The sequence below is a fragment of the Kitasatospora sp. NPDC101447 genome (assembly GCF_044767225.1).
Lineage (GTDB): Bacteria > Actinomycetota > Actinomycetes > Streptomycetales > Streptomycetaceae > Kitasatospora.
This window is the reverse complement of the sequence record NZ_JBIWNL010000015.1, coordinates 154,668-173,401: the sequence shown is the minus strand read 5'-3', so window position 1 is coordinate 173,401 and position 18,734 is coordinate 154,668. Positions and strand designations below refer to the sequence as shown.

The following is an 18,734-nucleotide window of genomic DNA, read 5'->3' as shown; positions in this document are numbered from 1 at the left end:
GTGCCCGGCGCGGCAGCACGGGCCCGGGCGGCCGTCACACGGCGGTGGCGGCCGGCGTCCGGCCGGGCAGTCGACCGGGCAGCCGGCCGGGCATCTGCCAGCCCTCGGCGAGGCGGGAGGGCGCCAGCCGCCGACCGTCGCCGAAGAACTCGCAGAACTTCATGATCAGCGGGTCCCAGCCGACCGGGTCGACGTAGTGACCGCTGCCCGGCACGATCAGCTGCTCCTCGACGTGGGCGCGCACCACCTTCACCTCGAAGGCGGTGCACCGCTCGTTGCCCGCCAGCGGCGTCGCCGCCTCCAGCCGGCACTCCAGCTGCACCGGGCACTCGGCGGCGCGCGGCGCCCGGACCAGCTCGCCCGCCAGCTCCGTCATCCCGGCCGCCTCGAACTTGCGCCGCTCGTGGCGGTAGCCCTGCTCCCGCCGCATCTCGGAGATGTTCGGGTTGGCCGTCAGCAGCGCGAGGGCGTCCACGGCGTCGACCTGCGCCGAGGAGGGCAGGTTGAGCACGCACTCGCCCTCGCGCCGCAGGTTGGCGGAGGTCTGGGAGGCGTTGCCCAGGCCCAGCATGCAGGACTGCCCCAGCCACCACGCCGAGGAGATCGGCGCGAGGTTGGCGCTGCCGTCCTCGTTGCGCGAGCCGATCAGCACCACCGGGGTGCCGAAGTACAGAACCTTGAGGTCGATGACCTTGTGCACGGGATTGCCGTCCTCGGGATGGGGAACCGTTGTCGATCACCGACTCTGCCCCCGCCCGTACGGGGGCGCTGGCGGTGATCGGACATCCAGTTCCCGCAGGTCACACCGGCCCTGCCGGTCACACAGGTCCCGAGGACGGCGCTCCGCGGTGCGTCAGGCGACCGGCCCGCGGGCGGCCACCTGACGGGCCTGGCCGTCGTGCAGCCGGTAGGACAGGCCCACCACGGCCACCGAGCCCTCGGCGACCTTGGAGGCGAGCAGCTGGGAACGCTCCACCAGCAGGTCCACGGTCTGGCGGATGTGCTCGTCCACGATCGCGTCCCGGTCCTCGATGCCCGCCGCCTTGGCGGACAGCACGCTCGGGGTCACCCGCTCCACCACGTCCCGCACGAAGCCGCCCGGCAGCTGTCCCTGCTCCAGGGAGTCCAGCGCCGCCGCCACCGCACCGCAGGAGTCGTGCCCCAGCACGACCACCAGCGGGCACTCCAGCACGCTCACGCCGTACTCGATGCTGCCCAGCGCCTCCGCGCCGGTGACGTGCCCGGCGGTGCGCACCACGAACAGGTCGCCCAGGCCCTGGTCGAAGATGATCTCGGCGGCCAGGCGGGAGTCCGAGCAGCCGAACAGCACCGCGAAGGGCCGCTGCGCCGGGGCGAGCGCGGCGCGGCGCCCGGCGTCCTGGTTGGGGTGCTCGGGACTGCCCGCGACGAACCGGGCATTGCCCTCCAGCAGCACCCGCAGGGCCTCGCCGGGGTCGGATATCGGGTCGGACATCGGGTCGGACATCGGTGTGGGGATCATGCCAGCACCCTAGATCGCCGCAGGTGGGCCCCGCAGCCGGGGGTGACGGGTCTCACTGGGGCACGGCGCCCGCCGCCCGGTGCTGCGACACGCCGTCACCCGCCCTGCTGCGCCGGCGCCCGTGCCGTCCTAGGCTCGCCGGACGGAGCAATGGGGGACGAAGCGACCCGGGCCGGAGCGGACAGGGGTGGGGCACATGTGGACGAAGCGCAACGGAGCGTCACAGGTCGGAGCGTTGCGGGTCGGAGCGTCACGGGTCCGAGCGTTACGGGCCGGAGCGTCACGGGTCGGAGCGGCCCGCCCGGCAGCGGATCGACCGGCGGCGGCCCGCCTGGCGGCGGCCCGGTCGGTGGCAGCCCGGCTGGACGCCCTCGACCGCGCCCTGTTCGACCGGATCGCCGCCGCGCCGCTGCCCGGCACCCGCTCCTGGCCGCGCCTCCTGAGCCGGGCCGCCGACCACGGGCTGCTGTGGACGGGCACCGCCGCGCTCCTCGGCGCGGTCGGCGGACGCACCGGGCGGCGTGCCGCGCTGCGCGGCCTCGGCGCGCTCGCCCTCGCCTCCGCCACCGCCAACACCGTCGCCAAGCACGCCACCCGGCGCCCCCGCCCACTGCTGGACTCCGTCCCGCACGCGCGCCGGCTGCTGCGCCAGCCCGTCACCACCTCCTTCCCGTCCGGTCACTCCGCCTCCGCGGCCGCCTTCGCCACCGGTGTGGCGATCGAGTCCCCGCTGCTGGGCGCGGCCGTCGCGCCGCTCGCCGCCGCGGTGGCGTTCTCCCGCGTCCACACCGGCGTGCACTACCCCGGCGACGTGCTGGCGGGCACGGCCCTGGGTGCGGCGGCGGCCGCCGCCACCCTGCACTGGTGGCCTCGCTCCTCCGCCGTGCCGGCACCGGCCGCCCCCGCCCGACGCCCGGCCCCCGCCCTGCCGCGGGGACGGGGACTGTCGGTCGTGGTCAACGCGGGCTCCGGCAACGGCTCCCCGATCGCCCCCGGGCCCGAGGACACGGCCGAGACGCTGCGCACCCTGCTGCCCGAGGCGGACGTGCGGGTGTGCGGGCCCGGGGACGACCTGACCGAACTGCTGACCGGGGCCGCCGACCGAGCCGCCCGGGCCGGCGGCGCGCTCGGGGTGTGCGGCGGCGACGGCAGCGTCAACCTGGCCGCCGCCCTCGCCGTCGAACGCGCCGTGCCGCTGGCGGTCTTCCCCGGCGGCACCCTCAACCACTTCGCCCTCGACCTCGGCACCGCCACCCACCAGGACACCGCCGAGGCCGTCGAGACCGGCAACGCCGTCGGCGTCGACCTCGCCCTGGCCACCGACGGCACCGGACAGCGAGTCTTCGTCAACACCTTCAGCCTCGGCATCTACCCCGAACTCGTCCACCAGCGCGAGAAGTTGGAGAAGCGCCTCGGCAAGTGGCCGGCCCTCGCCGTCGCCCTCGCCACCCTCCTGCCCACGGCCGAACCCGTCACCGTCCACGCCGACGGCCGCACCCACCGGCTGTGGCTGCTGTTCGCCGGCAACGGCGTCTACGAACCGGCCGGCGTCGCCCCCACCCGCCGCGCCGCCCTGGCCGACGGCCGGCTCGACGTCCGGGTCGTCGACGGCGCCGCGCCCCTCGCCCGCACCCGCCTGGTCGCCGCCCTCCTGACCGGCACCCTGCACCGCTCCCGGGTCTACCGCACCGCCCACCTGCGCGCCCTGCACCTGGACTCCCTCGGCGACGCCGACCGCATCGCCGTCGACGGCGAATCCGTCCCCGCCCGCGGAACCCTGCGACTGTCCAAGGCCCACGCCGCGCTCACCGTCTACCGGCCGCAGGGCCCCCAATCCGTTTCCTGAACCGCTCCGAACCACCGGGGAACCGTCCGCCCGACCGCCCCTGCCGCCCTGCCACCGCCTTGCCGCCCCCGCCCCCGCCTGCCGCCCCGCCGCCCGCCCTTCCAGACGCACCGTACGAGGCCCCGATGAGCACCGCCGTCGTCCTGTTCACCCAGGACCTGCGCCTGCACGACAACCCCGCCCTGCACGCCGCCCGCACCGGCGCCGACCGGGTCCTGCCGCTGTTCGTCCTCGACCCCGCCGTCGACAAGGCCGACTTCGCCCCGCCCAACCGGCGCGCCTTCCTCGCCGACTGCCTCGCCGACCTCGACCGGGCCCTGCGCGCGGCCGGCTCCCGCCTGGTCCTGCGCCACGGCGACCCCGCCGAACAGACCGCCCGCGTCGCCGCCGAATGCGACGCTACCGCTGTCCACACCGCCGCCGGCGTCTCCGCCTTCGCCACCCGCCGCGAAGCCGCCCTGCGCCGGGCCCTGGGGGAGCGGCTGCACCTCCACGACGGTCTCACCGTCGTCCCCGCCGGCACCCTCACCCCGGCCGGACGCGACCACTACGCCGTCTTCACCCCCTACCTGCGCGCCTGGCAGCAGGCCCCGCACCGCCCCGTCCTGCCCGCCCCGCGCACCCTCGCCACCCCCGACCAGCCGCACGGCGACCCGCTGCCCACCGCCCCCGCCGGCACCTCCCCGGGCCTGCCGCCCGGCGGCGAACGCGCCGCCCGGCGACGGCTGCGCGCCTGGAACCCGGCCGACTACGACCACCTGCACGACGACCTCGCCGCCGACGCCACCTCCCGCCTCTCGCCCTACCTGCACTTCGGCTGCCTGTCCGCCACCGAACTCGCCCGGCACGCCGCCGCACACGGCGGACCCGGCGCCGACGCCCTGGTCCGCCAACTCGCCTGGCGCGACTTCCACCACCAGGTCCTGGCCGCCCGCCCCGACGCCGCCCACACCGACTACCGCCCCCGCGACACCCGCTGGCACCACGACGAACAGGAACGGCAGGCCTGGCGCGACGGCCGCACCGGCTACCCGATCGTCGACGCCGGCATGCGCCAACTCGCCCACGAAGGCTGGATGCACAACCGCGCCCGCCTGATCACCGCCTCCTTCCTCACCAAGACCCTGCGCCACGACTGGCGCCCCGGCGCCGCCCACTTCCTCCACCTCCTCGTCGACGGCGACCTCGCCAACAACCAGCTCAACTGGCAGTGGATCGCCGGCACCGGCAACGACACCCGCCCCAACCGCGTCCTCAACCCCCTGCGCCAGGCCGAGCGCTACGACCCCGACGGCACCTACGTACGCCGCTGGCTGCCCGAACTCGCCCACCTCCCCGGCCGGGCCGTCCACCAGCCCTGGACCTGGGACGGGCCGCTCGACTACCCCGACCCCCTGGTGCCCCCGGACGCCCTGACGGCCCGCATGCGGGGGACGGGGTGACGGCTGGCCCGGCCGTGCCGTGCGGCGGCCCCGGAGACGGGGCGGTAGGCGGGGCGGGTGCCGGGCCCGGGCGGGGCAGGGGGCGGGGGCCGGGGGCGGGGGCCGGGGCTGGGCTCGGCACGGCAGCCGTACGGGCCGTGCGGCTGCCGTGCCCCGGGTGCCCGCCCGGCCCGGCCGACCGGGCCCTCCCCTGTGGGGTCCGGTCGGCCGGGCGGGTTCAGGCGGTGTAGCCGCCGTCGACGGCGAGGGCGGTGCCGGTGACGTAGCGCCCGCCGGGGCCGGCCAGGAAGGCGACGGCGGCGGCGACGTCCTCGGCCCGGCCGTAGTGGCCCAGGGCGGTGAGGGAGCGCTGGAAGTCGGCGCTGTCGCCGTCGGCCGGGTTCATGTCGGTGTCGATCGGGCCCGGGTCCACGACGGTCGCGGTGATGCCGCGCGGGCCGAGCTCGCGCGCCAGGGCCCTGGTCATCCCGGTCAGGGCGGTCTTGGCCGTGGCCTGCAGGACGAAGTTCGCGCCCGGCACCCGCCCGTTGAAGCACGAACCGATGCTGATGATCCGCCCGCCCTCGCCCATGTGCCGGGCGGCGGCCTGGGCGGCCAGGAACACCGAACGGACGTCCACCGCCAGCACCCGGTCCAGATCCTCGGCCGTGACCTCCTCCAACGGCCCGTAGGCGAGGAAGCCCGCGTTGTTCACCAGGATGTCCAGGCCGCCGAGCTGCGCCACCGTCTGCTCCACCGCCCGCGCCGCCGCGTCCGGCCGGGTCAGGTCCGCCCGGACGACCACGGCCCGCCCGCCGTCCGCCTCGATCCGCTCCGCGACGGCGCGGGCCTCCTGCTGCGCCCGCACGTACGTCAGCGCCACCGCCGCGCCCCGCTCCGCCAGCCGCCTGGCGATCGCCGCGCCGATCCCGCGGCTGCCGCCGGTCACCAGCGCCACCTTGCCGGTCAGCTCGCCCATGGTCTCCTCCTCCGTCGCCGGTGTGTTCGTCACACCGGGACGGTAGGAGCTGACACGGGTGTCAGATTCAAGCCACGTCGTTGCCGCTACGCCGCCGGGCCGCTCCACCGGCCGGCCGCGCCGCTACGCCGTGGCCGCTACGCCGCGGCCGCACCGCGCAGGGCCAGGACCGTGACGTCGTCACGGCTGCGCCCGCCGCTCCAGCGCCGGGCCCGCAGGTCGAGGGCCCCGGGCAGGGCCTCGGCCGGGGTGGCGGCGAGATCGGCCAGACCCTGCTCGACCGGGTAGAACGTGCCGGAGGCGTCCTGCGCCTCGGTGATGCCGTCGGTGAGCAGCACCAGCACCCCGTCGGCGGGCACCACGACCCGCCGGACCGTACGCGGCTGCGCCCCGCCGGTCAGCTCCGCGAGCGAGGCCAGGCCCAGCGGGATCCCGGTCGGCAGCGCGACGGGCTCCACCCGGCCGTCGGCGCGCAGCAGGTAGGGGGCGAGGTGGCCGCAGTTGACGGCCTGCAGCTCGGTGCCGGCTTCCTCACCCGTGTTGGTGCCCATGCCGCCGCCGTCCGGGGCGCCGTCCGGGGCCGCGCCGCCGTCCGGGGCCGTGCTCAGGACGGTCGCGGTGACGAAACGTTCCTGCTCCCCGCTCTGCACCACGTACGCGTTGTGCCGCTCCACCGCCGCCTCCAGGGCGTCGGCGACCGCGGTCAGCTCCGCCTCGCGGAAGGCCGCCTCCCGGAAGGCGCTCAGCACCGCGAAGCCCGTACCGATCGCGGGCAGGCCCTTGCCCTGCACGTCGCCCACCAGCACCCGGGTGCCGTGCGGGGTCTCGGCGATGTCGTACAGGTCGCCGCCCACCATGGCGTCCTCCTCCACCGGCCGGTACAGCCCGTCCAGGCGCACGTCCGCCGTGGTCACCGGCAGCGGACGCAGCAACTGGCGCTGCAGCGCCACCGCGCTCTGGCGCATCCGCGACAGCTCCCGCTCGCGCCGCACCCGCCGCGCGCACAGCCCGATCACGGCGGCCTCCGCGCCGACCACCGCCACCAGGGTGCCCACCCTCGCCTCCAGGTCCGGCGGCGGGAACAGCACCGTGCTCACCCCCACCACCGCGGCCACCCACACCGAGACGGCCACCGTCTGCGCCACCGTGCCCCGGCCCGCCAGGAACGCGGGCAGGAACACCAGCAGCAGCACCAGCCGGGCGCTGCTGCCGCTGGCCGCCTGCCCGAGCAGCACGACGGCGGTGGCGGCCAGCACGCCCAGCACCACCGCCCGGTTGCCGGGCGCGCGCGGGACGGTTCCGTCGCTCTCCACCCCGCCACCCTCTCCGTCGTCCGTCTCGCCCGGCCGTCCCCCCAGGGTGGGCGGCACGGCGGCGCGGGCGCCAACGGGCCGCGCCGGACGGGGGAAGCCGGCGGAACCCGCAGCCGGACCGGGGAAAGCCGGGGAAAGCCGGGGGAGTGTCGGGGAAAGCCGGGGGAGTGTCGGCGGCGGTGGGTACGGTGGCTGGTGTGTCCACCCCCGAACCCCGCGAGCCCGGTACGAGCCGCGCCCCCGCCGCCGGCCGCGCCACCCGCGTACCCCTGGCCGACCTCGTCCGGCTGCGCCAGGCCCGCGACCGGATGGACCGCGACTACGACCAGCCCCTCGACGTGCCCGCGCTCGCCCGCACCGCGCTGATGTCCTCCGGCCACTTCTCGCGCAGCTTCCGCACCGCCTACGGCGAGACCCCGTACAGCTACCTCATGACCCGCCGGATCGAACGGGCCAAGGCACTGCTGCGGCGCGGGGACCTCAGCGTCACCGAGGTGTGCATGGCGGTCGGCTGTACCTCGCTGGGCTCCTTCAGCACCCGCTTCACCGAACTCGTCGGCGAGAGCCCCAGCGCCTACCGCGCCCGCGACCACGGCGACGGCGCCGCGATCCCCGCCTGCGTCGCCAAGATCCGCACCCGCCCGGTCCGGCGTACGGGGACCAAGGACGGGCCCTCTCCCGTAGCGTGACGCCATGAGCATCGAACTCGCCCAGTGCTTCATCGCCGTCGACGACCACGACCGGGCCCTCGCCTTCTACCGCGACGTCCTCGGCTTCGAGGTCCGCAACGACGTCGGCTTCGAGGGCATGCGCTGGGTCACCGTCGGCTCGCCCGACCAGCCCGGCGTCGAGATCGTCCTGGAACCCCCGCTGGCCGACCCGCACGCCTCCGAGGACGACCGCCAGGCCGCCGCCGAACTCCTCGCCAAGGGCCTGCTGCGCGGCGTCATCTTCCGCACCGACGACTGCGACGCCACCTTCGAACGCATCCGCGCCGCCGGCGCCGAAGTCCTCCAGGAACCCATGGACCAGCCCTACGGCGTCCGCGACTGCGCCTTCCGCGACCCCTCGGGCAACATGCTCCGCTTCAACCAGCCGCACGCGAAGTAACCCGGTCGCCGTCGCGGCGAAGTCCTGCGGGGGCGTCACGTGGGGGACGTGGCCCGCGCCCCGGTGGGTGTGCCGCCGGGCGTCCGGCGCCGACGTCCAGGCGGGACCAGGCGGGGGCGTCGTCCTGTTCGTCGAGCCAGGTCTGCGCGTGGCGTACGAAGGTGTCCCGCAGCAGCCGTGTCCTCGTTCTCGCGCAGCAGCTCCAGGGCCTGCGCGGTGGCCCCGGTCACCGGCCGCAGCCGCGCGCCCGCGGCCGGGCCGTCGAGGGTGAGGTCGGCCGGCGGGGGTTCGTGGGGGACGGTCCCCCAGTTCCCGGCCACCTGGACGGGGCCGGGCTGCCGCGTGGTGGTCGTTCCCATGAGCCGTGCACCAGCACCAGCGGCTCGCCCGTACCGGTCTGCTCGTCGCACAGGGGCACCTCGCCGGCGTCGATCAGAGGCACGGCGGCCACCCCTTCCCGCAACAGGCTCCGGGCCGTCCCGCCGGCCTTCCAGAGGCGCCTGCTCCCCGCCCGGGGCGCGGGCGGGGAGCAGACGGGCCCGGTCCGGTCCACCCCCGTGGGGCCGGGCCGGGGCCGCCCGGGGTCACGGGGTGAGCAGGCAGGCCCGGACCACCAGTGCGGCGGTGATGGCGGGCAGGGCCGGCCAGGGCAGGAGGCCGGCCGTGGCGGCGAGGGTGGCCGGGGAGAGGACGGGCAGGGCGGCGGCCAGGTGGAGGCGCAGCTGCACGTGGTGGGGCAGCCGGTCCGGGCCGGCGGGGTCCGTGGGCGTGGGGTCGGCCGGGTCCGCGGGCGTGGGGTCGGCGGGCGGGGTGGCGGTCATCATGAGCTCCGGCGGGCCTGGTCGAGGTAGGTGCGCAGCGGCGCCCAGGCGTCCGCCGGGGCGTCGGGGACGCCGGACATCGCGGCGGGTTCCTCGCGCCAGGCGGTGCGGACGGCGGCCGCGAGGGTGGTGTCGCCGCCGCTGAAGAGGCGGGAGAGTTCGTCGAGGCGCCCGGCGATGCGGCGGACCCGGGGGTCGGTGGGGTCGACCCCGGCGGTGCGCAGGGCCTCGGCGCTGCGGTAGAGCTGGGGCCATTCGACCTCCAGCAGGTAGTGGGCGGCGGGGCCGAGGGCGGCGGCGTGGTCGGCGAGGGCGTGGACCTGGTCGTCGTCGAGGTGGCGGTGCAGGACCTCCTGGGCGGCGGGGCCGGTGGGTCCGGTGGCGCCGACGGCCTGGACCAGGCGCAGCAGGTCGGCGGTGTCGGGGGTGCGTTCGGCGGTGAGTTCGGTGTGCACGTGGGCGAGGCGTTCGCGCAGCGCCTGCAGGGCGGTGAGGGAGGCCTCGGTGGCGGCCAGGTGCTCGCCCACCAGCCGGACGGGGTCGATGCCGGCGTCCAGGCAGGTGGCGATGGTGTCCAGGCCCAGGCCCAGGCGGCGCAGGGCGAGGATCTGGTAGAGGCGGACGACGTCCGGCTCGGTGTAGGCGCGGTGGCCGGAGGAGGTGCGCAGGGAGGGGCTGAGCAGGCCGATGCCGTCCCAGTGGTGCAGGGTGCGTACGGTCAGGCCGCTGGCCTCGGCGAGGGGGCCGACCTTCCACGTCTGTTCGGTGGTCATGGCACGAGCATTCCTCCTGACGTCGCGTGAGGTGCAAGCCCCCCGTGCAAGCCCCCCGTGCAAGCCCCCCGTGCAAGCCCGGTGTCCCTTCAGGCCGCGGCGGTGCGGGCCGGCAGCGGGTAGTCGGGTAGGTCGATGGCGTCGGCCTTGGTGAACTGGGCGGCGAGCAGGTTGCGCAGCGGCCGGCGGCTCATCCAGCGCATGGAGGCGGCGCGCAGGCGGATCATCAGGGCGCTGTCGGGGGCGTAGCCGCTCAGGCCGCCGGGCGGCAGTTCCTGGGCCCGGGCGACGTAGGGGCGCATCAGTTCCTCGTAGCGGGCGAAGGCGGTGCGGAAGTCGCCGTCGGCGGCGGCGAGTTCGCCGGCGAGCAGGTAGGCGCCGACGAGGGCGAGGCTGGTGCCGAGGCCGGTGAGGGGGCTGGGGCTGTAGCCGGCGTCGCCGAGCAGGACGACGCGGCCGCGGCTGTAGTGGTCGAGGCGGATCTGGCCGAAGGAGTCGAAGGCGAAGTCCTCGGCGGTGCGCATCCCGGCGAGCAGCCGGTCCACCTCCCAGCCGGCGCCGGCGAAGCGGTCGGCGAGCAGGCGCTTGAGGGCGGCGCTGTCGCGGCGGTCGTACGTCAGCGGGGCGGAGCGGAAGCCGAGGGAGGCCTTGACCTCGCCGGGCAGCCGGCCCGGGCGGGCGCCGGCGACCAGGCCGCCGGGGGCGTTGTACATCAGGAACCAGCTGTCGAGGTCGCGGGCGAGCGCGGGGTCGTGGACGGTGAACCAGGCGTGGTAGCCGCCGAGCGGGTGGTAGTGGCTGCCGTCGCTGTTGCCGTTGCTGTTGCTGTTGCTGGGGCCGTCGGGGGCTTCGAAGGCGAGGCGGCGTACGGCGGAGTGCAGGCCGTCCGCGCCGACGACCAGGGCGAAGCGGCGGGCGGGGGCGTTCTCGAAGGTGACGGTGACGCCGTCGGCGTCCTCGGCGAGTGCGGTGACGGTGTCGTCCCACAGGTACTCGACGCCGTCGGTGGCCTCCCGGAGCACGTCGGCGAGGTCGCCGCGCAGGATCTCGACCTCGGAGACGATGCCCTCGCCCTCGAACAGCTCGACGGGGATCCGGGCGGTCCGGCGCCCTCGCCGGTCGACCAGGGCGACGCCGCGCTGGTCGACGCACAGCGCGCGGACGCGTTCCGTCAGGCCCATCCGCTCGACGACGGTGCGCGCGGCGCCGCGCAGGTCGACGGCCTGCCCGCCGGGGCGCGGGCCGGGGGCGCGCTCGACGACGGTGGGGTTGAAGCCGTGGCGGCGCAGCCAGTGGGCGAGGGCGGGCCCGGCGATGCCGCCGCCGGAGACGAGGATGTCGGTGTTGTCCATGGAGGGGCTTCCCGTCGGTGCGTGCGTACGGTGGTGTCCGATGCCGACGAATGTACGCCGTACGCATGGGCTCAACAAGCCCTGTACTGCGGGAACTTGGCTTTGGTGTACTAGTGCAGTAGGGCGCCTGGGGCCCGGTGCCGGCGGGCTGCGGCGCCCGGCTCCGGCATCCGCGCAGGCCGGAGGCCGTCAAGGACGGCCGCAGGTGCACTAGTGCGGCACGATGGCGGCATGGAGAACACTCGACAGATGGTCAGTTCCGGCTCCCCCCTCGAACCGCGGATCGGCTTCTCCCGGGCCGTGCGCAAGGGCCCGTACGTCGCGGTCGCGGGCACCGCCCCGCTCGGCGAGAACGGCACCACGGTGGGGCAGGGCGACGTCCACGCCCAGACCGCCCGCTGCCTGGACATCGCCGAAGCCGCCCTCAAGGAGGCCGGCGCCTCGCTCCGGGACGTCGTGCGCACCCGCATCATGCTCACCGACATCACGCGCTGGAAGGAGGCCGCCCGCGCCCACGGCGAACGCTTCGCGACGATCCGCCCGGCCTGCACCTTCGTGGAGGTCTCGCGCTTCCTCGACGAGCAGTGGCTGGTCGAGATCGAGGTCGACGCGGTCATCGGCTGAAGGCGGGGCGGGGCCCGGGGAGGCCAGGGCTCCCGGCCGGGGAGGGCGGGCCGGGCCTCCCGGCCGGTGGCGGGGTGCGGACCCGCCACCGGCCGTACGGCGCCCGGGACTTCGGGCCCTACCCCCGCCGCAGGGCGCCCACCACCGCCGACAGGTCCTCCTCGGCGATCGACGGGTCCGCCAGCAGCACCTCCCGGGCCGCCGCCAGGACCGGGCCGCCGCCCGCCAGGGCCAGGTCCTTCGCGGCCAGGCGCACCGGGAAGTCCGAGTCCGTGCTGTGCGCCCGGGCCACCACCCCCGCGAGCGGCCCGGCCGCCAGCACCTCCCGCGCCACCTCCGGCGGCACGCCCAACTCCCCGGCCACCGCCAGCACTTCGCCGACCACCGTGACCGAGGCCACGATCGCCCCGATCGCCACCACCTTCAGCGCCGCCCCCGCCCCCGGGCCGCCGCAGCGCCGCACCCGCCCCAGCTGCTCCAGGACGGGCTGCGCGCGGTCGAGGTCGGCGTCCTCGCCGCCCGCGAGGACGGTCAGGCCGCCGGTGGCCGCCGGGCCCACACTGCCGAGCACCGGGGCGTCTACCAGGGCGACGCCGTCCGGGAGTTGCTCGCGCAGGCCGGCGGTGGCGGCCGGGCCGATCGAGGACATGTCGATCCACAGCGTGCCCGGCGTCAGCTCCGGCGTGAAGCGCCTGGCCACCTCGGCGACCGCCGCCGGGTCGGAGAGCATGGTGACGACGACGTCCGCGCCCCGCACCGCCTCCGCCGGGGTGGCGGCCTCGGTGAGGCCTCCGGCGCGGCCGGGGGAGCGGTTCCAGACGGTCAACGGGTGGCCGGCGGCGGCGAGGCGACGGGCCATCGGCAGGCCCATGCGGCCCAGCCCCAGAAAGGCGATCTTCTCCATGGCCACCACGCTAGGCAGCCCCGAGTCAGGCGACAAGCGAATGTCCGGCATGGTAACCATGCGGAATGGACATGGCTTGGCTGGACGTCTTCCGCACCGTCGCACACCTCGGCTCCTTCACCGCCGCCGGAGAGCGGCTGGGCTTCACCCAGTCCGCGATCTCCCGCCAGATCGCCACCCTGGAAAGCGAGTTGGGCACCCCGCTGTTCGACCGCCTGGCCCGCGGCGTACGGCTGACCGAGCACGGCCGCGCCCTGCTGCCGCACGCCGAAGCCATGCTCGAACGCCTCGACACCACCCGGCGCGACCTCGCCGCACTCACCGAACTCACCGCCGGACAGCTGCGGGTGGGCGCCTTCGACAGCGCCAACGCGGCCCTCGTCCCCGGCGCGCTCGCCGCCTTCCGCACCGCGCACCCCCAGGTGGCGATCAGCCTCACCGAAGGCCTCTCCGCCCACCTGCTGGAACTACTCGGCGACGGCACGATCGACCTGGCCGTCGTCGCCTCCTACGACCAGGACGCCTACGACGCGGACCAGTTCGACGTGCGGCCGCTGCTGGAGGACCCGGTGCTGGTCGCCCTGCCACGCGGACACCGCCTGGCCGGCCGGCGCCGCCTGCGGCTGGCCGAACTCGCCGACGAACCCTGGATCGCCGCCCGCCGCCACGCCGAGACCACCCTCCTCGCCGCCTGCCTGCGCAGCGGCTTCCAGCCCCGGATCGAGTACGCGGTCGCCGCGTGGACGGCCAAACTCGGCCTGGTCGCCGCCGGCCTGGGCCCCACCCTGATCCCCTCGCTGGCCGCCCGCGCCGCCCGCCCCGACATCGCCCTCGTCCCGCTCCACCCCGACGACACCCCCGTCCGGCACGTCCACACGGTGACCCGCCGCGGGCAGCGGGTGGCGCCGGCGGTGGCGGCGTTCGCGGGGTTCCTGCGGGAGGGGGCGGGGGTGTAGGGGTGGGGGAGTAGCCGGGGAAGGGCCCGCACCCGTGCGCGAGGGGCCGTCCGCGGTCCGCCGTCCGCGCGGCCCCCTCGGGTCAGCGGCGCAGCGCGATGACGCCCGCCAGGGCGGTCAGCGCGGGGCCGAGGAGCAGGAGCAGGCGGCGGGGGCGGGACTGCAGGGTCAGGCGGAAGCCGCCCGCGCGGAACTCCAGGAACGGACGCGGGGGACGCTGCTGACGGCGCACGTGGATCTCCAGGGTTTGCGACAACTCGGTACGTCCCCCAGCACAATGGCCTGCGGGGTGGTTGCGTCAGGTCGCAACCTCGGATTGCAGCGGGAGAGCGCAAGGTGCCGACGGCGCAACACGAAGGAGAACGCGGGCCGGCACGGGAGCAGATGCCCGTACGACGGGGGCTGGCCCCGCTGGACGAGCGGCTGTCGGAGCCGGAGCGGCGCTGTGCGGAGCGGCTGCGGGAGTTGCGGGCGCGGATCGGCCTGACCTCGGAGGAACTGGCCGAGCGGCTGAGCGGGGACGGGATCCGCGTCGACCGGACCAGGCTGTCGAAGTTCTTCAACGGCCGGGAGGTGCCGCGCCGGGAGATCGCCGTGCGGCTCCACGCGCTGGCGGCCGAGGGCGAGGGCGCGGAGGTGTCCGCCGAGGAGGTCAGGGCGACGAGGGCGCTGATGTACGCGGCGGCGTGCGTGCGCAGCCCGCTGCAGGCCCGGGAGTTCGAACTCGCCACCGCCCGTGAGGAACTCGACCTCCACCGGGCCGAGGCCGTCGAGGAGTTGGCCTCGCTGCAGCGCGAACTCCACGACGAGCGCAAGCGCCGCCAGGACGCGGAGGACGCGCTGGAGGACATGGCCTTCCACAGCCGGGCGGAGGTCCGGGCACTGACCGAGGAGCGGGACGCGGCGCTGGAGCGCATCGCGCAGCTGGAGGACCAGATCAGGCAGGCGGGGGCCGTGCTCAGGCTGCGCGACCGGGACGCCGAGACCCTCGACCGGATCACCCGTGCCACGGACGCGGAACTGGCCCTGTGGGAGCACGGCGGCACGGGTGAGCTGTCCGGGATCTGTGCCGCGGTCGTGCACCTGCGCGATGCCGACGAGGACGATGCCGCAGACCGTCTCATCGATCAGATCGCACTGGGGCACCCCGTCCGGGACGTCATGCGCCTGGTGGACGAGTTCGCCGCCCGGCGTCGTTTCTACGACGGATCAAGGCTTGAAGGTGTGCTTGCTTCCAAACGGAAACCCATGGATCTCTTCCGATGCCTCTCGAACGAGGCCGAGCAGAGCGAAGCGCGATCGCGCTTGTTGGGGTTCGTGGCTGAACACGCGCCCGTCGAGCATCTCGTTCGGATCAACAAAGCATGTGTGGATCACGGAAGTCTGGAACTGGGATCCGCGCTGCGGAATGCCATTGCCGAGCGGCAGCGGGAGGTGCCGGAGAACGACGGCGACCTTTGGACCACGCATCTCAGGTTGATGCTGGAGATGGCGAGGGAGCTGAGCCCTGCTCCCGCTCAGCAGACGGCGTCCGCCGGCGGCAGTGCGCCCGTCGACAGGTAGGTGTCCACGGCCCGGGCGGCGCAGGGGCTGTAGCCGGTGAGGTAGACGGTGTGGACGCGGCCGGGGACGGTGAGCAGGCGGGAGGCGGGCATGCGGGCGTGGAGGGCGAGGGCGCCCTGGTAGGGGGCGTGGGTGTCGCCGGTGGCGTGCAACTGCAGGGCGGGGACGGCGGGGTGGACGTCGACGGGCGGCTCCGCCGGGGTGCGGCGCCAGGAGGCGCACGGGGTGGGGGAGTTGTAGACCGGGCCGAAGACGGGCTGGGTGGGGCGGGCGTGTTCGACGGCGTCGCGGTACCACTGCGGTGAGCGCGGCACGGCGACGTCGTCGCACAGGATGCCGATCGCGGCCGCGAGGTCGGCGCCGGCCTCCGGGTCGGGGGTGAGGACGGCGGACAGCAGTTCGTGCAGGAGCGGGCCCGCCTGCACCGGCTTGCCGTCGGCGGCGTCGAGGAGGCGGCGCAGCACGTCCGCGTAGTCGGCGTCGTCGCGGTCGTCGCCCTGGCAGACGGCGAGCAGGAAGGGCAGCATCCGGTCGTCGAGGAGGAAGCCGTCGATGGCGATCGGCGCCGCCTGCGCCCGGCGGACCAGGCCCTCGACGGTGGCCCGGACGGCCGCCGGCGTGGCGCCCAGGCCGTACGTGGCGTGGCGCGGGGCGGCCCAGGCGGCGAAGTCGTCCAGGGCGCGTTCGTTGGCGCCGCCCATGTCCTGGAACAGCCGGACGCCGTAGCGGGCCGGGTCTGGGGTGCTGTCGAGGACGAGGCGGTCGACGCGCCCGGGGTACAGCTGCGCGTACACGGCGCCCAGCAGTGCGCCGTAGGACTGGCCGAAGAAGGAGGTCCGCTGCTCGCCGAGGGCGGCGCGCAGCACGTCGACGTCGCGGGCGGTGTTGCGGGTGGTCAGGTGGGGCAGGAGGTCGGGGTACCGGGCCCAGCAGGCGTCGGCGTCGGCCTCGGCGAGGGTCCAGGCCTGCTCGAAGCCGGCCCGGTCGGTGCCCACCGAGCGCAGCCAACTGCCCCTGGTGAGGCCGCAGTCGAGGCCTCCGCTGGCGCCGACCCCGCGGGGGTCCATGCCGATGATGTCGTACGCGGCGGCCGTCGCGGGCGCCATCGCGGCCCGGACCGCCACGGGCATGTCCAGTCCGCGGTTGCCGGGGCCGCCCGGGTTGGTCTGCAGGATGCCGCGGCGCGCGGCCGGGTCGGCGGCCCTGATCCGGGAGACGGCGAGGGACAGTGTGCGGCCCCGCGGCTCGCGGTAGTCCAGCGGGACGGTCAGGCTCGCGCACTCGGCGCCGGCGGCGGCCAGTTGCCCGTCCTGGCAGGCGGCCCAGGCGAGCGGCTGGCGGCGGTAGCTCTCCAGCGGGTCGGCGGAGGCGGACGCGGGGGAGGACGCGGCCTCGGAGGAGGCGGACGCCGGCGCGGCGAGGCCGACGGCGACGGTCGCGGACAGGGCGAGTGCGGCGGCGAGGGTGGCGGCGAGAGCCGGTACGGGCTTCATGTCGCCCACACTAGGCGGCAGTTGGCGAACCTCAGGCTCGGCCCCGCCCGCCCGGCGGGCGGGGAGGAAGACCAGCCCGGCCGCGACGCCCACAGCCGCCATGACCGGCAGGCGGACCACCGGGCAGCGACGCCGGGCAGCCGCGCCAGGTTCGAGCCGTACGGCCGATTCGTTCAAGACCGCCGGGCCCTTCCCGGCCTACCGTCGTAGGCATGACCTGGGTGAACGACAGCATGCTCGAACGCGCCGGCCGGTACCTGTGGACCTCGGGACGCGTCCTGGAACAGCGGCGCTTCGCCTTCCACTTCGGCGCCGGCCCCGCCGCGGAGGGCCCCGCCGGGCTGCTCGCCGCCCTGGACGCCTACGCCACCGCCGACGGCGGCTACGCCTTCGGCCTCGAACCCGACGTCCGCGGCCCCGCCCCCCAGCCCATCGCGGTGCCCGCCGCCCTGCGGGTGCTGCAGGAGGCCGGCGCCCTGCACGGCGAACGGGCCCGGCGGATCTGCGACTGGCTGAGCGCCCACAGCAGCGCCGAGGGCGGCGTGCCCGCCGTCCTGCCCACCCTGCGCCCCTACCCGCACCCGTCGTTCCTGCCCGTCCCCGACGACCCCGCCGCCGACCTGCTGGCCACCGGACAGATCGCCGCCCCGCTGCTGCACGCCGGCATCGACCACCCCTGGGTGACGGCCGCCGCCGACTTCTGCCGCCGCGCCGTCGAACGGCTGGAGCAGACCCACCCGTACGAGGCCGGCGCCGCCGTCACCTTCCTCGCCGCCGCCCCGGACCGCGACTGGGCCCGCCGCCAGGCCCGCCGCCTGGGCGAGCTGGTCCGCGGGCAGCGCATCGTCCTGCTCGACCCCGACCACCCCGAACAGGCCCGCACCGCCCCCGGCTACGCCCCGGGCGAGCACCACCTGCCGCACGACTACGCGCCCACCCCGGACAGCCCGGCCCGGCCCTGGTTCACCGACGCCGAGCTGCATCGCGGCCTGGCACACCTGGCCGCCCAGCAGCAGGACGACGGCGGCTGGCCGATCCGCTGGGCCCGCTGGTCGCCCACCATCGAGACCCAGGCCCGCCCCGGCGTCACCCTCGCCGCCCTGCTCACCCTGCGCGCCTACGACCGCGCCGCCGGGTAGGGCCCGGGCCGAGCAGGGCCCCGGGGCCGGGAACGGTGAGCGATCGGGCGAGCGCTTCGGGAGGTCGGGCGGCTCGTGCACCGGGCGTGAGAGGATCGCGTCGTGACCACCCGCCTGCATGACATCGTCGGCGAGTACTCGTTGACGTTGGATGCCGGCGGCCTGGCTGTCGATGCCGCAGTAGCTGCCGCCGGGCACGAGCCGAACGGGTACTTCTGGGAAGGTCTCGTGCAGTTCGCCTGGCCTGACATTGCCGAGCGCCTGGAATTCGACAGCGAGGCCGGCATGTTCTGCGCGGTGGGTGGTCCGAGCGACCTCGCGCGGCTCAAGGCCGCCGTCGAATCCGTCATCGCCGACCCCGAAGCGGTGCGCGACCTCATCGCCCGTGCGGAGGTTTCGGGCTTCGAGTTCGACGACTGACGCCGTGACCCCGCCGGGTCGGGCGAGGTCACGGCGTCGGGCGGGTCCGTCGGGCGGGTCCGGCGGGCGTTACAGCGGGGCCAGGCGGGTCTTGAGCAGGCAGAACTCGTTGCCCTCCGGGTCCATCAGGACGTGCCAGTGCTCGTCCCCGGTCTGGCCGATGTCGGCCGGGCGGGCACCGAGCTTCAGCAGGCGCTCCAGCTCGGCGTCCTGATCGCGGTCGGTGGCGTTGACGTCGATGTGCAGCCGGGACTTGCCCGGCTCCGGCGCGTCCCGGCGGCTGAGGAAGAGCGTCGGCTGCGCACCGCCGAAGCCCTCGCGCGGCCCGATCTCCATCGAGCCGTCGTCCTCGCGGCCGAGCACGACGAAGTCCAGGACCTCGCACCAGAACCGCGCCAGCACCTCGGGTTCGCGGCAACCCAGCACGAGCTCACTGATCCGACACGCCATGTAGACAACCTGCTTTCGGTACGACATCGAGAACGGCTCGGCGACCGTACCGGACACGGCTGACCAGCG

20 protein-coding genes are annotated in these 18,734 nt (G+C 75.7%); 9 read left to right on the top strand and 11 right to left on the bottom strand.

Annotated features, from left to right (window positions below; translation table 11 throughout):
- Nucleotides 1-34: 34 nt before the first annotated feature.
- Together ACIRST_RS22785 and ACIRST_RS22780 are read right to left on the bottom strand one after the other, a co-directional pair.
- Nucleotides 35-700 carry a flavin reductase family protein gene (locus ACIRST_RS22785; RefSeq protein ID WP_402803928.1) on the bottom strand — a complete coding sequence of 222 codons (666 nt, stop codon included), beginning with the start codon at nt 698-700 and terminating at the stop codon, nt 35-37.
- A 153-nt stretch (nt 701-853) separates the two neighbouring features.
- On the bottom strand, nt 854-1,474 hold the full coding sequence (locus tag ACIRST_RS22780; RefSeq protein ID WP_350519602.1) for a carbonic anhydrase: 621 nt from the start codon (nt 1,472-1,474) through the stop codon (nt 854-856).
- A 376-nt stretch (nt 1,475-1,850) separates the two neighbouring features.
- Here ACIRST_RS22780 and ACIRST_RS22775 point away from each other — a divergent pair, with 376 nt between their 5' ends.
- Both ACIRST_RS22775 and ACIRST_RS22770 read left to right on the top strand, forming a co-directional pair.
- A complete protein-coding gene (locus ACIRST_RS22775) occupies nt 1,851-3,347 on the top strand; it encodes a bifunctional phosphatase PAP2/diacylglycerol kinase family protein (RefSeq protein WP_402803927.1) in 1,497 nt (498 codons plus the stop codon).
- 125 nt (nt 3,348-3,472) lie between these two features.
- Nucleotides 3,473-4,789 (top strand): deoxyribodipyrimidine photo-lyase, encoded by a 1,317-nt coding sequence (locus ACIRST_RS22770; RefSeq protein WP_350519454.1) that lies wholly within the window; start codon nt 3,473-3,475, stop codon nt 4,787-4,789.
- 217 nt (nt 4,790-5,006) lie between these two features.
- Here the strand turns inward: ACIRST_RS22770 and ACIRST_RS22765 are convergent, their stop codons facing one another.
- A complete protein-coding gene (locus ACIRST_RS22765; protein WP_402803969.1) occupies nt 5,007-5,747 on the bottom strand; it encodes an SDR family NAD(P)-dependent oxidoreductase in 741 nt (246 codons plus the stop codon).
- Between the two features lie 137 nt (nt 5,748-5,884).
- Nucleotides 5,885-7,060, bottom strand: a complete 1,176-nt coding sequence (locus ACIRST_RS22760) for a PP2C family protein-serine/threonine phosphatase (RefSeq protein ID WP_402803925.1) — start codon at nt 7,058-7,060, stop codon at nt 5,885-5,887.
- A gap of 308 nt (nt 7,061-7,368) precedes the next feature.
- Here ACIRST_RS22760 and ACIRST_RS22755 point away from each other — a divergent pair, with 308 nt between their 5' ends.
- Nucleotides 7,369-7,749 carry a helix-turn-helix transcriptional regulator gene (locus ACIRST_RS22755; RefSeq protein WP_350519604.1) on the top strand — a complete coding sequence of 127 codons (381 nt, stop codon included), beginning with the start codon at nt 7,369-7,371 and terminating at the stop codon, nt 7,747-7,749.
- A gap of 4 nt (nt 7,750-7,753) precedes the next feature.
- Nucleotides 7,754-8,170: a VOC family protein gene (locus ACIRST_RS22750; RefSeq protein WP_402803923.1), complete on the top strand. Its 417-nt coding sequence runs from the start codon at nt 7,754-7,756 to the stop codon at nt 8,168-8,170.
- A 584-nt stretch (nt 8,171-8,754) separates the two neighbouring features.
- Here ACIRST_RS22750 and ACIRST_RS22745 read toward each other — a convergent pair.
- The 3 genes from ACIRST_RS22745 to ACIRST_RS22735 form a co-directional block, all read right to left on the bottom strand.
- Complete coding sequence (locus tag ACIRST_RS22745) at nt 8,755-8,991, bottom strand: hypothetical protein (protein ID WP_402803922.1); 237 nt, start codon at nt 8,989-8,991, stop codon at nt 8,755-8,757.
- A complete protein-coding gene (locus ACIRST_RS22740) occupies nt 8,991-9,764 on the bottom strand; it encodes a MerR family transcriptional regulator (protein WP_402803920.1) in 774 nt (257 codons plus the stop codon). The genes ACIRST_RS22745 and ACIRST_RS22740 overlap by 1 nt, the downstream gene beginning before the upstream one ends.
- Nucleotides 9,765-9,853: 89 nt before the next feature.
- A complete protein-coding gene (locus tag ACIRST_RS22735; RefSeq protein ID WP_402803918.1) occupies nt 9,854-11,116 on the bottom strand; it encodes an FAD-dependent monooxygenase in 1,263 nt (420 codons plus the stop codon).
- Nucleotides 11,117-11,347: 231 nt separating this feature from the next.
- Between ACIRST_RS22735 and ACIRST_RS22730 the strand changes: the two genes are divergently transcribed.
- Nucleotides 11,348-11,740 (top strand): RidA family protein, encoded by a 393-nt coding sequence (locus ACIRST_RS22730; RefSeq protein WP_350519460.1) that lies wholly within the window; start codon nt 11,348-11,350, stop codon nt 11,738-11,740.
- A 118-nt stretch (nt 11,741-11,858) separates the two neighbouring features.
- Here ACIRST_RS22730 and ACIRST_RS22725 read toward each other — a convergent pair whose 3' ends face one another.
- Nucleotides 11,859-12,644, bottom strand: a complete 786-nt coding sequence (locus ACIRST_RS22725; RefSeq protein ID WP_402803916.1) for an NAD(P)-dependent oxidoreductase — start codon at nt 12,642-12,644, stop codon at nt 11,859-11,861.
- A 65-nt stretch (nt 12,645-12,709) separates the two neighbouring features.
- Between ACIRST_RS22725 and ACIRST_RS22720 the strand changes: the two genes are divergently transcribed.
- Complete coding sequence (locus ACIRST_RS22720; protein ID WP_402803914.1) at nt 12,710-13,600, top strand: LysR family transcriptional regulator; 891 nt, start codon at nt 12,710-12,712, stop codon at nt 13,598-13,600.
- Nucleotides 13,601-13,682: 82 nt separating this feature from the next.
- On the opposite strand, the gene ACIRST_RS22715 is transcribed toward ACIRST_RS22720, so the two are convergent.
- Nucleotides 13,683-13,856: a hypothetical protein gene (locus ACIRST_RS22715; protein WP_402803912.1), complete on the bottom strand. Its 174-nt coding sequence runs from the start codon at nt 13,854-13,856 to the stop codon at nt 13,683-13,685.
- 80 nt (nt 13,857-13,936) lie between these two features.
- On the opposite strand from ACIRST_RS22715, the gene ACIRST_RS22710 reads away from it, so the two are divergent.
- Entirely contained in the window at nt 13,937-15,163 is a 1,227-nt protein-coding gene (locus tag ACIRST_RS22710) for a helix-turn-helix domain-containing protein (RefSeq protein ID WP_402803910.1), read from the top strand.
- On the opposite strand, the gene ACIRST_RS22705 is transcribed toward ACIRST_RS22710, so the two are convergent.
- On the bottom strand, nt 15,118-16,656 hold the full coding sequence (locus ACIRST_RS22705) for an alpha/beta hydrolase (protein ID WP_402803908.1): 1,539 nt from the start codon (nt 16,654-16,656) through the stop codon (nt 15,118-15,120). The two genes, ACIRST_RS22710 and ACIRST_RS22705, sit on opposite strands and share 46 nt — an antisense overlap.
- Nucleotides 16,657-16,868: 212 nt before the next feature.
- Here ACIRST_RS22705 and ACIRST_RS22700 point away from each other — a divergent pair, with 212 nt between their 5' ends.
- Nucleotides 16,869-17,795: a hypothetical protein gene (locus ACIRST_RS22700; RefSeq protein WP_402803906.1), complete on the top strand. Its 927-nt coding sequence runs from the start codon at nt 16,869-16,871 to the stop codon at nt 17,793-17,795.
- A gap of 102 nt (nt 17,796-17,897) precedes the next feature.
- Nucleotides 17,898-18,215, top strand: a complete 318-nt coding sequence (locus tag ACIRST_RS22695; protein WP_402803904.1) for an Imm51 family immunity protein — start codon at nt 17,898-17,900, stop codon at nt 18,213-18,215.
- Between the two features lie 69 nt (nt 18,216-18,284).
- On the opposite strand, the gene ACIRST_RS22690 is transcribed toward ACIRST_RS22695, so the two are convergent.
- On the bottom strand, nt 18,285-18,665 hold the full coding sequence (locus tag ACIRST_RS22690) for a VOC family protein (RefSeq protein ID WP_396552521.1): 381 nt from the start codon (nt 18,663-18,665) through the stop codon (nt 18,285-18,287).
- Between the last annotated feature and the right edge of the window lie 69 nt (nt 18,666-18,734).